The organism is Parapedobacter lycopersici, assembly GCF_024643285.1.
GTDB classification, from domain to species: domain Bacteria; phylum Bacteroidota; class Bacteroidia; order Sphingobacteriales; family Sphingobacteriaceae; genus Parapedobacter; species Parapedobacter lycopersici.
Genome location: NZ_JAMSLW010000006.1, coordinates 86,171 through 102,865, shown reverse-complemented (window position 1 = coordinate 102,865; position 16,695 = coordinate 86,171). Strand labels below are relative to the sequence as shown.

Sequence of the window (16,695 nt, the reverse complement as noted above, 5' to 3'; positions counted from 1 at the left end):
TCTGTGCACGCCTGTTGGCGTGAAAGTAAATTGGCAAACCCCGATTGTAACCCCTAACGTAAACACAGTACAATACCTTTTATAGCTTATTTTTTAACCCTAAATAGTAACAATTATGAAAAAATGGCAACTTTTTCTTTTAATGTGTCTTTTTCTGAGCAGTAGCAGTTATGTTATGGCTCAGGATATCACAGTCACCGGCCGGGTTTCCGGGTCGGATGGTACACCACTATCGAATGTTTCGATATTCGTAACGGGCACCAATCAGGGAACAAGCACCAACGATCAGGGCAATTATTCAATCCATGCGCCCGGCAATGCATCGCTGACGTTCACCTACATCGGACATGTCAGCCAGACCGTAGCAATTAACAACCGTACTTCCATTAATGTGACCCTCGAAGAAGATGCGACGTCATTAGATGAAGTGGTGGTAACGGCACTGGGTATTGAACGTTCATCCAAGAGTTTGACGTATAATACGACCAAAGTATCTTCCGAGGAGTTGAACGCAGTGAAAAGCCCCAACGTACTGAATAACCTGGCCGGACGGGCCGCGGGTGTATTCGTAACACAGGGTGACGGTGGTCCGGGTGCGGCACCTCGTATTGTGCTCCGGGGAAACAAATCGATTACCGGTAACAACCAGCCGCTGTATGTGGTTGACGGTATTCCAGTAGGCGGTTTCGCTGACTTCAACCAGGAAGACATCGAAAGCCTGCAGGTATTGCAGGGTGCTTCTGCAGCAGCGCTTTATGGTAGCCAGGCAGCTAACGGTGTAATTTTGATCACCACCAAAAAAGGAAAGTTAGGCAGCACGGAAGTCAATGTAGCCTCTTCAGCAATGTTTGACAACCCCATGTTATTACCCGAAATCCAGACTACCTACGGACAGGGACTGGATGGAGAACCTGGGACCGGGACCAACGACAGTTGGGGTCCGAAAATCACCAACGGCAGTGATGCGCACATCAAGGATTTCTTCCGCACGGGCGAAAACTACATCAACAGTGTCTCCATCAGCAGCGGCAATGACAAAAGCCGGATGTATGCATCTTATGCAAATACCACGGCTAAGGCAATGATTCCGGGCTATGACTATAGCCGGCATAACTTTACGGTACGCGGTAGCACACCCATTTTCCGCGATAAAGTACAACTGGATGCAAGCATCAACTACATCAAAGGCGTGACTGAAAACCGTAACTTTTCCGGCTGGTACAACAGTCCGATGTTTGGTCTGTATCTGTTCCCAATGGGCGATGACATGGGTAAATACATGCCCAATGGTGGCGCGGTGTGGAACGAGGCACGGTTAATGTATACCCAAAACTGGCCGTATATCCGTAACGAGCACAGCTCCAACCAGAATCCCTACTGGATTATCAATCAGATTCAGCGTGACCAGAACTTTAGCCGCACCAATTTCATGACTTCAGCGAAATGGGATATTGCGGATTGGTTAACAGCTACGGGTCGTACCACACTGAACATTTATAGCAGAGATGAAGAAGAGCGCTTTGGTGCATCTTCCGATCCCACATCGGTAGGTGCAAACGGTTCATACAACAAAGAGATCAGCGGTGGCCAGGAATGGTTTTCTGACTTCATTGTCAATGCAAACAAAACCTTTGGCGACATTTCACTGAATGCTTTCGTAGGAACCAGCCAGACGATCTGGAATTTCCATAATCTCGAGAATGGAACCAATGGCGCCCAAAACACCTTGATTTTCCCTAATTATTTCTCCGCTTACGCCTTGCAAGGAAATTTTATTCGCAGAGAAAGCAAAACAAAGGAAATCAATCGTGCAGTAATGGGTGCGGCTACATTGGGATGGCAAGACAAACTATTCCTCGACGTGACCGCCCGCAACGAGTGGTCATCCACGGTGGATGATGCGTTCTTCTATCCATCTGTCGGCCTTTCGTATGTACTGAGCGAAGACTTACCGCAAAACGATGTGGTATCTCACGTTAAACTGCGGGGATCATACGCCGAAGTTGGTAATAGTCTGCCGTTCGGCGCCTCGGAACGCGCACCAAACTATACCCTTGACGTAAACGGAAACATTGTGGGTCGTGGCGCCTTGCCTTTCTTCAGCGGTACGGACACCATCAGCTTACAACCCGAACGTACGAAGTCCTTGGAATTCGGTGTCGATTTAGGCTTTTTCAACAACAGCCTGAATTTGAATGTCACCTACTACAACGCGACTACCGAAGATCAGGTATTCCAGATTACTGCCCCTGCAGGATCCGGTGCATCTAACTTCTGGATCAATGGTGGCACCATTCAAAACATGGGTATTGAGGCCGGGTTGAGCTATCGGAAACAATTCGGACAAGTGACCTGGAGCCCCAGTGTAAACTTTACCCGTAACACCAACCGGATTAAGCAATTGAGCGATCTCCTTTCTGCTGACCGTTTTGTATTGAATTCCGGCAACCGGTTAACCAACATGTACCTGCTCCGCCCGGGCAGCGATCTGTTAAATGGCCGTAAATACGGTGCTTACCACGACTTGTTTGGCAAGAGCTACCAATACGACGAAAATGGCAACCAGTTATTTGACGAAGAAACCGGCTTACCCTTATTATCTGCCGTAGACGATCAGTTTATCGGTAATGCAAACCCCGATTTCCTGCTTAACTGGAATAACCAATTTACGTATAAAAACTTTACGTTGTCATTCTTGTTAGATAGCCGGTGGGGTGGCTTGGTAGCCTCTTCGACCGAACAGTGGCTGGATTACAAGGGCTTATCTAAGCGGAGTGGTGAAGCACGGGATGCCGGTGGCGTGGTGCTAAACGGCCGGACGATCGATGCGCAGACGTACTACTACTATATTTCTGCAGCGGCCGACTACAACGCCGCTTCTCAGGAGTATATATTTGACTCCACCAATATCCGCTTACGTGAATTTGCATTGGGTTATACCTTACCGAAATTTACGGACCGGATTCGGAGCATCAATGTATCGTTAATTGCCCGTAACCTCTTCTTCCTGTACAAAAAAGCGCCCTTCGATCCGGAATTGGCTTATGGCACTACCAATGGCAGTCAAGGGTTTGAAAACTTCCAAACGCCTTCGGCCCGCTCTATCGGTCTGTCATTACGGGTAGGATTGTAATAAAGGAAATAACATAAGAGTCGGAATTAACACATTTAAGTAAAGAAAGATCATGAATCAAAAAATAAAATCCAAAGCGTTGTGGTTGGCCCTGGCGGTGTTGGCCACACAGGCCTGTACCGAAGATTTTGAGGGGTTGAACAAAAACCAAAAACACATCTCCGATCAGGGCCTGTCTTACGACGCCAATGAGGGGGGCTTCCTGCTTCCTTCGATGATGAATAACATCGTTAGTATCACTACCTCCGTACAAACCCAGCAAAACCTGCAGGCGGAATCGTACGCGGGCTATTTAGAGCCCCCCGGAGAATTTACCGGCAATGTGAATACGCTAACGTATAACACTAGGGGTCGATGGCCGGGGTCCTGGACCGTTACCACAAATAGTGTAATGAACAACTGGGTGGCGATGTATAAAAATAATATCCAGGAGAAATATCCCGATTTGTATGCCATTGCGCTCATCGCTAAGGTATTCGGCGGACATCGCTTAGTCGACACGTTCGGACCTTATCCGTATGAAGAATACGGATTAACGGCGGAACCAAAATTTAACACACCGGAAGAGTGTTATGCATTGTTTTTTAAGGATTTGGATTGGGCAGTAGCCGCGCTCCAGGCAGCCGAAGCAGCGAATCCCGATGCAGACGTCACTCGTTTTAAACGGTGGGATAATTCCACACTCAAGGGCGAGTATACGAGCTGGATTAAGGCCGCCAATACCCTGCGGCTCCGGTTGGCCATCCGTATTTCTGCTGTCGACGCCGCACAAGCGAAGACAGAAGCTGAAAAAGCGATCGATCCAGCAAACGGTGGACTGCTGGATGAAACAGTTGGTTCTTTTGGTGTCACCAACCCTGCAGGAAATGCCTATGTAACCATGCGTGATGCCTGGAGTGATACCCGGATGTCCGCTGCTATTATTAGCTACATGGACGGCTTTGGTGATCCCCGTTTACCGGCTTATGCGCGTCCCGCTACAGATCCGGCATTGAATGGCGAATACCGCGGCATCCGACCGGGAGGTAAACACCCGGCAAAGGATACTTATGTAAACTTCTCGCTACCCAACTTTCAGTTAACAGATCCTGTTACCGTTATGGATGTTGCCGAAAGTTATTTCCTTCGTGCCGAAGGCGCGTTAAGGGGATTCAATATGGGCGGCACCGCTCAAGAGTTTTATGAACAGGGAATCCGGGTATCCATCGAAGAAAATGGTGTATCCGGCGCGGACCAATACCTACAAAGTACTAGTACCATGCTTCCATATGTTGATCCGAAAACGGCCAATTATAGCGCTCCAGTCTTATCAAACGTAACGGTAAAATGGGACGAAGGAGCGGGTTTCGAGACCAAACTGGAGAAAATCATCACGCAGAAATGGATCGCCATGTGGCCTGAGGGAACCGAAGGATGGAGTGAAATCCGTCGTACCGGATATCCGAAGCAATACCACATCATGGACCCGCAGAACCCATTATTGCCTTTGGGTACGTTTATTAAACGTTTAACTTATCCGGTAGTACAGGTTGTAAATGCAACACCTGCCGGGTATGCGCAAGCCGTGCAATACCTTGGTCGTGATGACGAGGATGTTACTTTCTATTGGATGAAAGATAATTAATATCTATCTATCCAGAATCACTAAAGCCCCCATGTCTATGATGTGGGGGCTTTTTATTTGCAACCTCACCGCTGGATACAAGAGAACCTTGCGGCCGGCATCGGACACTCTTCGAGGTTTGAATGACTTCCCTTCGAGATTCCGTCGGCATTTCTTCGGGGACGCTTCGAAGCTCTTCGAAATGCAAACGGTTGCACTCGGAGCGGCCCCGAAGCCGAGTCGAACGAATCCCGAGCAAGTCCCGAAGCACACTCGAAGACTACTCGAACAGCAGCCGAACAATACTCGAACAATACTCGAACAACTTAATACGAAATCATGCCGTTGCTTAATCGTACATATTACATTAAATCACCTATTGTCATTTGCTAATCAGCACCAATAAAAATTAACCCACTCTTAATCAACACCTAATGTCTTGCAACAAAAACGTTGCTTAAAAATTCCAATGACTTTGTTTGCAAATACAAATAGCCTTTCCTACATTAGCCCCGCTAATCAACATAGCACGGCGCACACATGAAAAACAGGGGAAATGCACGTCCCCTAACCGGTTTGCTAAATCGAAAATAGCAAACCAACACACGCCGATGGATAAGTAAACAACAACTAACACAAGTGGTAAACGCACACATGATGAATTATTACGTATTTTCCGAGGCGAAATTCCGATTTAAAGAACGAGGCAAAATTGGCCCGACATCATCTTAACAGGGAAGCAAATTACTTCCAGATACTATACTCCCTAATCATTTCTTATATCAAAACAGCTGCTGTACAGCATTAACTGCTGTTACAAGTTGTTAAGGTTTAGCCATAAACCCATGTGGTTTATTGTTGTCCGGCGGCTGCCATAATTGGTGGTTGTGTGGAAATGATTCTTGTACTGCTTATTTTTTTAACCCCTAAATAACTATTAACAACATGAAAAAAAGGCAATTTTTTCTATTAATGTGTCTGCTTCTGAGCAGTACGTACTACGTGCTGGCCCAGGGCATCACCGTAACCGGGCACGTTTCGGGCCAGGACGACGCGCCACTGCCGAACGTATCGGTAATGGTAGCCGGAACCGGCCAGGGAACAGCCACCAACGAGGAGGGAAACTTCTCCATTAATGCGCCCGGTAACGGATCATTGACATTTACCAACATTGGCTACGTAAGCCAGACAGTGCCGATTAACGGCCAGACTTCCATCAACGTAACGCTTGAGGAAGACGCCACTAATCTGGATGAAGTCGTGGTAACGGCATTGGGTATCGAGCGGAAATCAAAAAGCCTCACGTACTCTACACAAGTGGTAAAAGGCGACGAGTTAACGCGTGTAAAAGATGCCAACCCGATGAATAACCTGACCGGCAAGGTATCTGGTCTGCAGATCAACCGGAGTTCCTCCGGTGTCGGTGGATCCGTAAACATTGTCCTGCGTGGTTTCAAATCCAATCGCAACAACCAACCGCTGTACGTGATTGACGGATTGCCCATCACTAACACAAGTGGCAGTGGTACTTCCGGCGCCTTTGGCGGGGACACTGACCGCGGTGACATCCTCAGCACACTGAACCCGGAAGATATCGCCAGCATCAACGTACTGAAAGGTGCTTCAGCTTCGGCGTTATACGGAAGTCAGGGTGCCAATGGGGCCATCATGATCACCACCAAGAAAGGTGCAGCCGGCCGTACACGCATCGATATCTCCAGCGGCGTATCCATCGATCAGGCCTTCTATCTACCTGAATTGCAGTTCAGCTATGGGCAGACTACTCCCGGCGCCGAAGATAGCTGGGGTGCAAAAGGATCATTTAACGATCACGTGGCCGATTTCTTTGACCTCGGAACAACCCTGATGAACTCCGTTAGCCTGAGCGGGGGTACCGACAAAATGCAGAACTATTTCTCGTACGGAAATACGACTAACAAAGGGATCCTCCCTACGAGTAAATTCGGACAGCATTCTGCCACATTCCGTAACTCTACCAAGTTCTTCGACGACCGCTTGTCTTTCGACGGAAGCCTGATGTATTCTAATCAAAAAGTCCACAACCGGCCTTCTTCGGGCTTGTACTTCGGTCCGTTAACCGGCCTGTATATGTTCCCACGCGGACTGGACTTCAATGAATTCAGGGATAACTTCGAATATTTCTCCGGAAGCCGGAACCTGAATCTCCAGAACTGGTATAACATCAACTACGACAATCAACTGACGGGCAACCACAACACCCAGAATCCGTACTGGATCCTGAATCGGAACCCGAACGATCAGACCCGTAATAACATCATTGGCCAGGCACAACTGAGCTTCAAACTGACTGACTGGCTGACGGCAAGTGCCCGAGGTACCCTGAATAAACGCTGGGATACGTGGGAGCGCCGCTCCTATGCCGGAACGCAGGGAGTTGTCGGTGGACGGCCCATCGACGGCGTATTGAATGACAACGGTCGTTACCAACGTAACGCCGGGGAAAGCACCGCTATGTACGGGGATTTCCTCCTAAGCGGTAACCGCCAGTGGAATGACTGGGAATTAAACTTTACCGCAGGAACATCTATCAATGACGAGCGTTCCGAAAGCTGGAACCTTGATGCACGGCGTCTTGTAGTAGCCAATAAATTCCTTTTGAGCAACCTTTACCGTGACCAGCCGCTGGACAACCTGACAGAGACCATTAACAGACGCCAGATCCAATCCCTATTTGCTTCGGCCAACATCGGTTTCCAAGGCAAAGTATATATTGATGCAACCGCACGTAACGACTGGGCATCCACACTGGCATTCACTCCTGCATCAGACAAAGGATATTTCTACTGGTCAGCGGGTGTTACCGGCGTGCTGTCTGAAATCATGGACCTGCCTGATTTCGTAACCTACAGTAAGCTGCGGTTCTCCTTTGCTCAAGTGGGAAATGACGTAGGCATCTACGCTACGAATCCAATTAACGGACTAGCCACCGGTATCCTAACGCCAAATGTTTCCGGTCCGTATTTAGGGTTACCGTTGAAACCGGAAATCCAGCAGAGCTATGAACTGGGCTACGAGGGTCGTTTCTGGAATGACCGGATTAACCTGGATGTGGCGTTATACAAAACCAACACCAGAGACCAGTACTTTGAATATCAGGGACCGGTCGGTGTAGTAAATACCACCGTGTTCCTGAACGCGGGTAATGTGGAGAACAAAGGACTTGAAGTGGCTTTGGGAGCCGATATCTTCCGCGGTGAGAAATTCACCTGGAATACCGGCGCCAACTTTACCATGAACCGCAACAAGATCGTCGAATTAGCCCCCAACCTAGGTGAACGCTACGACATCGGTGGCAACTATAACGTCCTGCGCGTCGGCGGTTCATTCGGCGATTTCTGGGCGGCTACCTTCCTGCGTGACGAAAACGGAACCATCATCGTCGATGAAAACGGAGCACCCCAGAATGGCGGCCCCGGCTACATTGGCAACAATAACCCGAAATCACTTATCGGCTGGAATAACACGTTTAGCTATGGCGACCTGTCGCTTAGCATGACGATTGACGGCCGTTTCGGCGGACAGGTGATCAGTGTAACCGAAGGTTTCCTGAACTCTTTTGGTTACAGCCAGCGGAGTGCTGATGCCCGCGATGCAGGTGGTTTGAATATTCCGGCTGTATTGGCTGACGGAACTCCTTGGCAAGGGCTGTTGCCGACACAGGAATACTATCAGGGTGTAGGTAACCGTGAGGGTATCATCGAAGGCCAGGTATACAATGCCACCAATATCAGGCTGCGTGAGGTTGCGCTGAGCTACCGCCTGCCAATTCAGTGGGACGGTATCCAACAGGCACGCGTATCACTTACCGGACGTAACCTGTTCTTCTTCCGGAACGATGCACCATATGATCCGGAGTTAAACACCACAACCGGTGTTGGCGGACAAGGACTCGATGCCTTCGGTTTACCGACTACCCGGCAGTTTGGTTTAACATTGAACGTATCCTTCTAATTGCTTAAGACGATGAAACTTGCACGAGTAACCACTCAAAAAGAACATATACTCATGCGGGCTTCATTGCCAATATAGAATAATTATCAGATGAAAAAATATATGAGAATCAAGGGATCCAAATGGTTCCCGACTATGGCGGTAGCGGCACTGCTTATCGGTGCTGCCGGCTGTACAAAAAACTTCGAAGACCTGAACACCAACCCGGGAGGGGTAACGGATGAGGAAGCCAACGCGGATTATACCCTGATCCGGTCATTCCTGGCACAGGCACAGCGGAACGTCATTTACGAGGCGACAGGTAATTACCAGCTGGCCAACAACCTGGCCAGTGATGCTTATGCCGGCTATTTAGCCATAGAGGCTCAATTTGAGGGAAATTCAAACAACCTCACGTATCGGATCGTTCCGGTATGGACCGACGCTGTCTGGGACAATCATTACATTTTAAACATGAGCCCGCTGGAGCGTGTATCGCAAAGTACGCGGAGTAACGAATCGCTGCAGGACATCTTTGCGTTTTCCAAACTGCTACGGGTAGCGTCCATGCACCGGGTAAGTGACAAGCTCGGCCCGATCATCTATACCCAGTACAATAAGCCCAACGAAACCGGCGGTGTGGCATACGATGCCCAGCCGGAGCTGTTCAATGCGTATTTTGCGGACCTGGATACGGCGATGAATATTTTTAAGGAACTGAAGCAGGAAGACACGCCGGTATCTACGGCCATGTCACTGTCCGATATCGGTTATACCGGCGACAATTACACGCACCTGCTCAAGGTAACTAACACCCTCCGGCTTCGACTGGCGATGCGCTTATCGAAAGTAGATCCCGAACTCGCCCGCACACAGGGAGAAAAAGCGCTGGATCCTGCCAACGGTGGATTACTGGAAGATGTAGCGGATAATTGGAGTGTAGCACTGAGTGGTGACCATCCGCTCACCACCATTACGGATTCGTGGAGCGACACCCGGATGGCAGCGGAACTTGAGTCCCACCTGGTGGGATATGATGATCCCCGTCTACCGAAATTATTCCGGCCAGCTACTGATCCGGTTGTTGCAGGCCAATACAAAGGTATCCGCGGTGGCATCCAGATCGATGAGAAAAGCCGGTATGATAATTACTCCAAAATGCAACCCCTCTCGAAGCGTATGCAGCTGATGGTTGCTTCGGAGGCCTGGTTCCTGAAAGCTGAAGCGGCACTGCGCGGCTGGGCCAACGCAGGCGACGCCAAGACAAACTACGAAACCGGAATTGCCAAGTCCTTCGAGATGTACGGCGTTAGTGGAGAACTAACCGCTTACCTCAATGATGACACCAAAACCCCGGCAGCGTACGTCGATCCCAAGGCGATCGAGCCCGGAGAAAACGACGTTCCGGAAGGCTCTCCTTACCTGAGCACGGTAACCATCAAGTGGGACGAAGCAGCTTCAAACGATGAAAAGCTGGAACGCATCATTACCCAGAAATGGCTCGCTATTTTCCCCGACGGTGATGAGGCCTGGGCTGAACAGCGGCGCACAGGATACCCCATCCAGTTCCCTGTGGTGCTCAACTACAGCAACGGACAGATCGATACCGAAATCGGTATCCGCCGGATGAAATACTCCCAGCGTGAATACAATAGCAACAGTGCTGCTGTCAACGCAGCGGTTGATCTGCTCGGCGGTCCTGACAATGGCGGTACTCGTCTGTGGTGGGATGTGGAAGACAAAAGCTTTTAGTACGACTCACTAAACACCAGCAGGGGCCGCCTAAAAAGGCGGCCCCTTTTTTTGATCAGGATGTCACTCCATCAGGATTACTTTTCTACTACCTCCCATATGCTTCCTCATTAATTGCATGAAGCAACGAATTTTTCCCGGGCGCATCCTGCAATAACTGCCAGATCATTACACCCGACGCGCGCGCTTTCGCCAGGTTGGTTTTACGTTTAATGGTAGGGATGCCATTGTAATAGAGTGTGGCACCGTCGGATAGTTTCTGTTCGTCCAGCAATTCCGATCCGGGAAACTGGGCCTGAATATCGCGGAATACCATTGTTTTAGCGGGCGAATTGAGTTCCGGTCCAAAGCCATATCCATAAAACCCGACACCAAGCACCATCTTTTCTTTGGGTATATGCCGTTCATTTAAAAAGTAATCCAGATCGGCAACGGCATGTTCATACGTGGAATGCGGTCCGGGCTTTTCCGGCGTCCATGGTCCGGTATGATCGTAGCTCATCAGGTTCACAAAATCGTATTGTGCCAGTGCATGGTCGGTGAACTGATCTTTGTAAAACACGGCAATTGCGGCGGTCACCAGCTTACCACGCGGCTTTAGTACACTCGCCAGCCCTACTACAAATTTTTCATAGTTCTCGTCGATATCACTGCCTTCGATATCCACATCAATGCCATCCAGGTCGTATTTCAGGGCGATCAGCAGCAGGTCGTTGATAAACCGTGCCCGGTTATCGTCACGTAGCAGCGCATGGTAATATTCATGCCGGCCGCCGCCGGCAATGGAAGCCAGTACTTTAACTCCCTTGGCGTGTGCCGCCCGGATAAAAGGCAACAGCGGTGAGAGGTCCTGCGTGAAATTCCCCAACGTATCGGGATTGAGAAATGACAAGTTGATATGGGTGACCCGATCGAAAGGTACTGTCTTTGGGTCCGCTGTCATTGCGGAGCGCAGCGGGTAATAACCCACGATCCGGAAATCGGATTTTGAATGTGTCTGCCGCGCCGTAACGGCACCGGAAAGCAATACCCCGGCGAGCAGCGCTAAAAATAGTCGTGTTTTCATAATTGTCAGTTGATAAGGGCTATCTGTTTATTCAGGTGAAGATAATAATAATTTCGATTCAGGTGTTGTATTGACAGCCGGTTACGCTCCTATTCCCTTCCTAACTTAACAAGCTGTTAACATTTTTAACATTCCATTAAGTCCCCTTAACGTTTGCTTCGCCCTACCCTGCCAAAATTTTTACTTATTTTGTATTGATACTAAAACACTTCCGTTACATGAAACGCTTTATCTGTGCACTTTTTTTCTTTCTCTGCCTTAACCAGGTCTTTTCACAACAGTATAGCATCAATGGTACCATTCATGACAATGTCGAAGACCATGCATTTCCCAATGTCACCGTTTTATTGCTGAATGAACCGGATTCCCTGCTGATGCAGGAAACCATCACCAGTGCCGACGGTAGCTTCTATTTCGAAGACATCCCATCCGGCAGCTATTTGATCCGCATACAGTATCTGGGATATGAGCCCATGGACCACGCCGTTGCGCTGACCCAAAATACCGACGTTGGCATACTGTATTTAATGGAATCCGCTACCGCACTTGACGAGGTGACCATCAATATCCGCCCGCCGATGGGCGAGCAAAAGGGTGACACCATGCAATTCAATGCCGGTGCGTTCCAGACGATGAAAGATGCCAGTGCACAGAACCTGATTGAAAAAATGCCGGGTATCGGTTCAGAGGACGGCAATCTGCAAGCCCAGGGTGAGCAAATTGTACAGATTCTGGTCGACGGCAAGCCATTTTTTGGTACCGACGTAAAAGCTGCCCTGCAGAACTTACCCGCCGAGGTAATTCAGAGCATCCAGATTTACGACAAACTCAGCGACAAGGCGGAACTCAGCGGGTTCGACGACGGTGAGCGGGAAAAAACCATCAATATCATTACCAAGCCCAACAGTCGAAAAGGCCTGTTCGGAAAAACGACCGTAGGTTATGGCAATGACGACCGCTACATGGCTGGTGCCAGTGTCAATGCATTCAACGAAGACCAGCGGATCACGGTTACCGGGTTGAGCAACAACATCAACGCTACCGATTACTCAGCAGACCCCAACAGCCGGAGCGAAAGCCGCCCGCAGAATGGCATCATCAATACCAACCGGATCGGGATTAATTTCAGTGACGACTGGGGTAAAAAAGTTGAAATCAATGCCAGTTACCTGTTCAACCACCGGAAAAACTTCGGCGAAGAATCGCTTGTCCGTGACTACATTCTTCCCGATGCCGACGGACAGGTCTATTCCGAGTCGAGCAACAACACCCGCCGGAACATGGATCACCGGTTCAACATGCGTTTTGAATATAACATCGACAGCAACAACCGGATCCTGTTCCGGCCGAATATCTCAGCGGAGTCCGACCGGGAGAATTCCTTTTTTACCGGCAATACGGTAACCGCCAGCGGTCCGCTTAACCAGACCGAAAACCGGCTTTTTGCCAACAACACGGAATTTGACATCAACAACAGGCTCTTTTACAGCCGTAAGTTCAGTAAAAAGGGGCGAAGCCTGACCGTGGGACTCCATACGGGCAACTACCGGAATGAGGACGACGAGGATCGCGAGGCCGAGAATATTTACTATAACGAAACCGACCGGACGGAAATCCTCAATCAGAATAACCTGCGCAGCCATCGGGGATTTTCCTGGGAAGCCAACGCCTCCTATACCGAACCGGTCGGAAAACACAGCATGATGGAGTTTGAATACGAAATCGGCAATGATATCGATGATTCCGATAAACGCACTTACAACATCGACGATGCGGGGGAAATGGTGGCGGGTATCAGGCGCCTCGATACTGCACTGAGCAACGTCTTTAACAGCAGGTACCTGTCGCAGGAAGCAGAAATCGGCTACCAGTACGCGCGGGAACGGTTCCGGATGCAGGCCGAGGCCGAGTTTCAGCACGCCAAGCTTAAGAATGACCAGGAATTTCCCAGTCCGTTTATGCTGGAGCGCGCTTTCAAAAGCATCCTGCCTTCCGTGCGGATCGACTACAAGTTCAGCGACACCAAAAACCTGGAATTTGACTATGATGCGCGCACCAATGCCCCATCCGTGGAAGACCTGCAGGGGGTAATTGACAACTCCAACCCACTGCAGCTTGAGACCGGAAACCCCAACCTGCAGCAATCGTACAGCAATCGGTTCCGACTGCGTTACCGCAGCTACAATCCGAAAACCGAACGCAGTTTTTTTGGCATGGTGATGTCGTCCCTTACTGACAACAATGTGGTAACCAGCACCCTCATCGCCGAAGAGCCTATCGAGATAGCCGACGGCATTATTCTCGAGCGCGGCTCACAGCTTTCACGGCCGGTCAACCTCGACGGGTACTGGGACCTGCGCTCTTATTTCAACTGGGGCAAACCGTTGCATGTTATCTCCTCCAATTTCAACGTCCATGGCGGCATCAGCTATACCCACAGCCCGGGAATGATTAATGAGGAGGTCAACTTCGTTAACACTACGCGATACAGCGGCGGTCTGTCGCTGAGCAGCAATATCAGCGATCGTATCGATTTTAACCTGTGGACCCGGTCCGCCTATAACACCGTGGAGAATTCACTGCGGCCGGCACTTAGCAACAATTACTTTAACCAGACTACCCGCCTCAATTATAACTGGATCATGTGGCAGAATCTCGTGTATCGGCTGGACATCAACCACCAGTTTAATACCGGCCTGTCTGAAGGGTATGACAACAGCATATTTCTCGTGAACATGGCCCTGGGTAAAAAAATCCTGAAAAACGAACGGGGTGAAATTAGTGTTAACGTTTACGACCTGTTTGCGCAGAATAATAATATCCAGCGGGACATCACTGAAACCTATATCGAAGATTCCCGCTCCAATGTATTGCAACGGTACGTGATGCTATCTTTCACTTATAACATCCGGCATTTCTCACGTGGCACAACCATGAAGGACTATGAGGAACTGTATAATAATTAAGGATCGATTCACCGTCATGCCGTTATATTGATTTCCATCATGGGGATTCACAGCATGAAAATAGTGAACCAAAAAGTCTGCTACTCTATCAATCTTCCAGAATATAGCCCTTGCCGTGCACATTGGTAAGTAATACCTTCGCATCCAATGCAAGGTATTTACGCAATTTTGCCATGTGCACATCCATGCTGCGGCGGTTGAAATAATCGACCTTTCCCCAAAGCTCCAACAGGGCCACCTTGCGGTCGAGTAATTGGTTTTTCTTTTCACAGAGCATACGCAACAGTTCTGCCTCCTTCTCGGTAAGTACTACGCTGTCTGTTTCCGAGAGTAACCTTCGGCTATTCAGGTCGAACTGCAACGTTCCGATGGTATATGTTGCCATCCGTTGCGGTGATGGATGCGCGCGACGCAGGATTGCCCGGATCCGCGCAATCAGTTCCTCTTCATCCACCGGTTTCACAATGTAATCATCCGCACCTTTCTGGAAACCCTGCAATTTATCAATCTTCATGGTCCGGGCTGTTAAAAACACCATAGGCATGTCCGGATTTATTTTCTTGATTTCTTCCGCAAGGGTGAATCCATCCATTTCCGGCATCATCACATCCAGTATGCAAATATCGAACGACTGGCTGAGAAACGCTGTTTTCCCTTTTACCCCATCCGGCTCCAGGGTTACGCGGAAATGATGCATCTCCAAGTAAGTTTTCAATGCGTAACCCAGCGTCTGGTTATCTTCTACCAACAATATTCTCGGTGCGTTCATTGTTTTGGTGTTATTGGTGATGGAGCGGCAGCGTGATCATAAATATACTGCCTGCCCCCGGCCTGCTTTCCAGCGTTATTTTCCCATTGTGCAGATCCACCACCGATTTCACATAACTGAGTCCCAGTCCAAAACCTTTTGTCTGATGCAGGTTTCCATGGCTTACGCGGTAAAATTTTTCAAACACCGCGTTCAGTTCATTATTTCCGATGCCCATTCCCCTGTCGCTGATCTTCAGTACCAGTGTGTCATCCACATTAACTGTCGATATCCGAACATCAAGCTGCTTGTCCGAATACTTGATCGCATTATCCAGTAGGTTATCCAGGATATTGCCAATATGCATCGTGTCGCCCATGATGGTCGTGTGTTTTGCCTGCAAATCGTAACTGATGCGCCCGCCTTTCTCCTCGACAAGTACCTGGTACATGGACGATTTCTGGTGGACAACCTCATGTACGTCGAGTGCACGGAGATCCAGCTTGGGGGTCTCACTTTCCAGCACGGTTAGCTCCAGTACCTTATCTACTTTATTTTTAAGCTGGTTATTTTCTTTTTCGAGCAGCTTCAGGTGATAACTCAGCTCATCATTACTGAACTGCCCCATTTTTTCATTGATGATTTTAAAGATCACCGATGATGCGAAAATCGGTGTTTTCAGCTCATGGGTCAGGTTGTTAATGAAATCGTTTTTAAGCTGCGCCAGCTGTTTCTGGCGCTTCAGCAGCAGCAGGGTGCTGAAAAAACTGCCCACCAGAATCAACAGAAAAAAGGCGATGATAATCAGGATGGAATAGACCTGAAAAATGACAAACAGGAATTTGTTGTGAAACAATAGCCCAAAACGGAACATGCCTTTGCCCAATGCCTCCTTGATCCGCCAGCCGGCACGTGCCGAGTATCGCTGGTAATCGGGTTGATGGGGAAACACCTGGGAGCTGATCACAATGGTGTCTTCGTAACGCTGGTAAAACCCCACATCATAGTCGAGGTACGACATGTTATTAGCCAGCAACAGGCTGTCGGTAAATTTTTTCACTTCGCTGATCACACTGTCGGCAATCTCTCCGCGTTCCACCGTGTCCGGTATGGCGTTCGCCATCAACCGGATCAGTTGTCCGCTCAATAGGGAGTCATCCTCAATATAATTGTGCATATCGTGCAGCACCTCATCAATCTCTTTGTCAAATGCACGCTGCTGGAGATCAATTTCCAGCGAGACAAGACTAAACTGCACGAACAGCAACCCAATCAGCGATACCGAGATCAGCAGGGTAATGATATAGGTGTGATCCCGGAGAAAATCAATCCATTTGTTTATCCATCGGTTGATCATAGCAAGAAAACAGACAGACGATAATACGCATTAAAATTGGATTCCATTCCGGAATTAACATTTCGCTAACACATTTAACATTCGCTTAGCGTCCGTTG

Annotated in this window: 8 protein-coding genes; 5 read left to right on the top strand and 3 right to left on the bottom strand. The window is 49.0% G+C overall.

Going from position 1 to position 16,695, the window contains the following annotated elements:
- The first annotated feature begins 115 nt into the window (after positions 1 to 115).
- The 4 genes from NEV57_RS13240 (at position 116) to NEV57_RS13225 (ending at position 10,460) form a co-directional block, all read left to right on the top strand.
- Positions 116 to 3,133, top strand: a complete 3,018-nt coding sequence (locus NEV57_RS13240; protein WP_257658816.1) for a SusC/RagA family TonB-linked outer membrane protein — start codon at positions 116 to 118, stop codon at positions 3,131 to 3,133.
- 52 nt (positions 3,134 to 3,185) lie between these two features.
- Entirely contained in the window at positions 3,186 to 4,757 is a 1,572-nt protein-coding gene (locus tag NEV57_RS13235; RefSeq protein ID WP_257658815.1) for a SusD/RagB family nutrient-binding outer membrane lipoprotein, read from the top strand.
- Positions 4,758 to 5,681: 924 nt separating this feature from the next.
- Complete coding sequence (locus NEV57_RS13230; protein WP_257658814.1) at positions 5,682 to 8,729, top strand: SusC/RagA family TonB-linked outer membrane protein; 3,048 nt, start codon at positions 5,682 to 5,684, stop codon at positions 8,727 to 8,729.
- A 102-nt stretch (positions 8,730 to 8,831) separates the two neighbouring features.
- The gene (locus NEV57_RS13225) at positions 8,832 to 10,460 is read left to right on the top strand and encodes a SusD/RagB family nutrient-binding outer membrane lipoprotein (RefSeq protein WP_257658813.1); all 1,629 of its coding nucleotides are present in this window, start codon (positions 8,832 to 8,834) and stop codon (positions 10,458 to 10,460) included.
- 88 nt (positions 10,461 to 10,548) lie between these two features.
- Here NEV57_RS13225 and NEV57_RS13220 read toward each other — a convergent pair whose 3' ends face one another.
- Positions 10,549 to 11,526 carry a glycosyl hydrolase family 18 protein gene (locus tag NEV57_RS13220; protein WP_257658812.1) on the bottom strand — a complete coding sequence of 326 codons (978 nt, stop codon included), beginning with the start codon at positions 11,524 to 11,526 and terminating at the stop codon, positions 10,549 to 10,551.
- A 218-nt stretch (positions 11,527 to 11,744) separates the two neighbouring features.
- Between NEV57_RS13220 and NEV57_RS13215 the strand changes: the two genes are divergently transcribed.
- Positions 11,745 to 14,492, top strand: a complete 2,748-nt coding sequence (locus tag NEV57_RS13215; protein ID WP_257658811.1) for an outer membrane beta-barrel protein — start codon at positions 11,745 to 11,747, stop codon at positions 14,490 to 14,492.
- An 88-nt stretch (positions 14,493 to 14,580) separates the two neighbouring features.
- On the opposite strand, the gene NEV57_RS13210 is transcribed toward NEV57_RS13215, so the two are convergent.
- Positions 14,581 to 15,261 carry a response regulator transcription factor gene (locus tag NEV57_RS13210; protein ID WP_257658810.1) on the bottom strand — a complete coding sequence of 227 codons (681 nt, stop codon included), beginning with the start codon at positions 15,259 to 15,261 and terminating at the stop codon, positions 14,581 to 14,583.
- 10 nt (positions 15,262 to 15,271) lie between these two features.
- The gene (locus NEV57_RS13205; protein ID WP_257658809.1) at positions 15,272 to 16,597 is read right to left on the bottom strand and encodes a sensor histidine kinase; all 1,326 of its coding nucleotides are present in this window, start codon (positions 16,595 to 16,597) and stop codon (positions 15,272 to 15,274) included.
- Positions 16,598 to 16,695 lie beyond the last annotated feature (98 nt).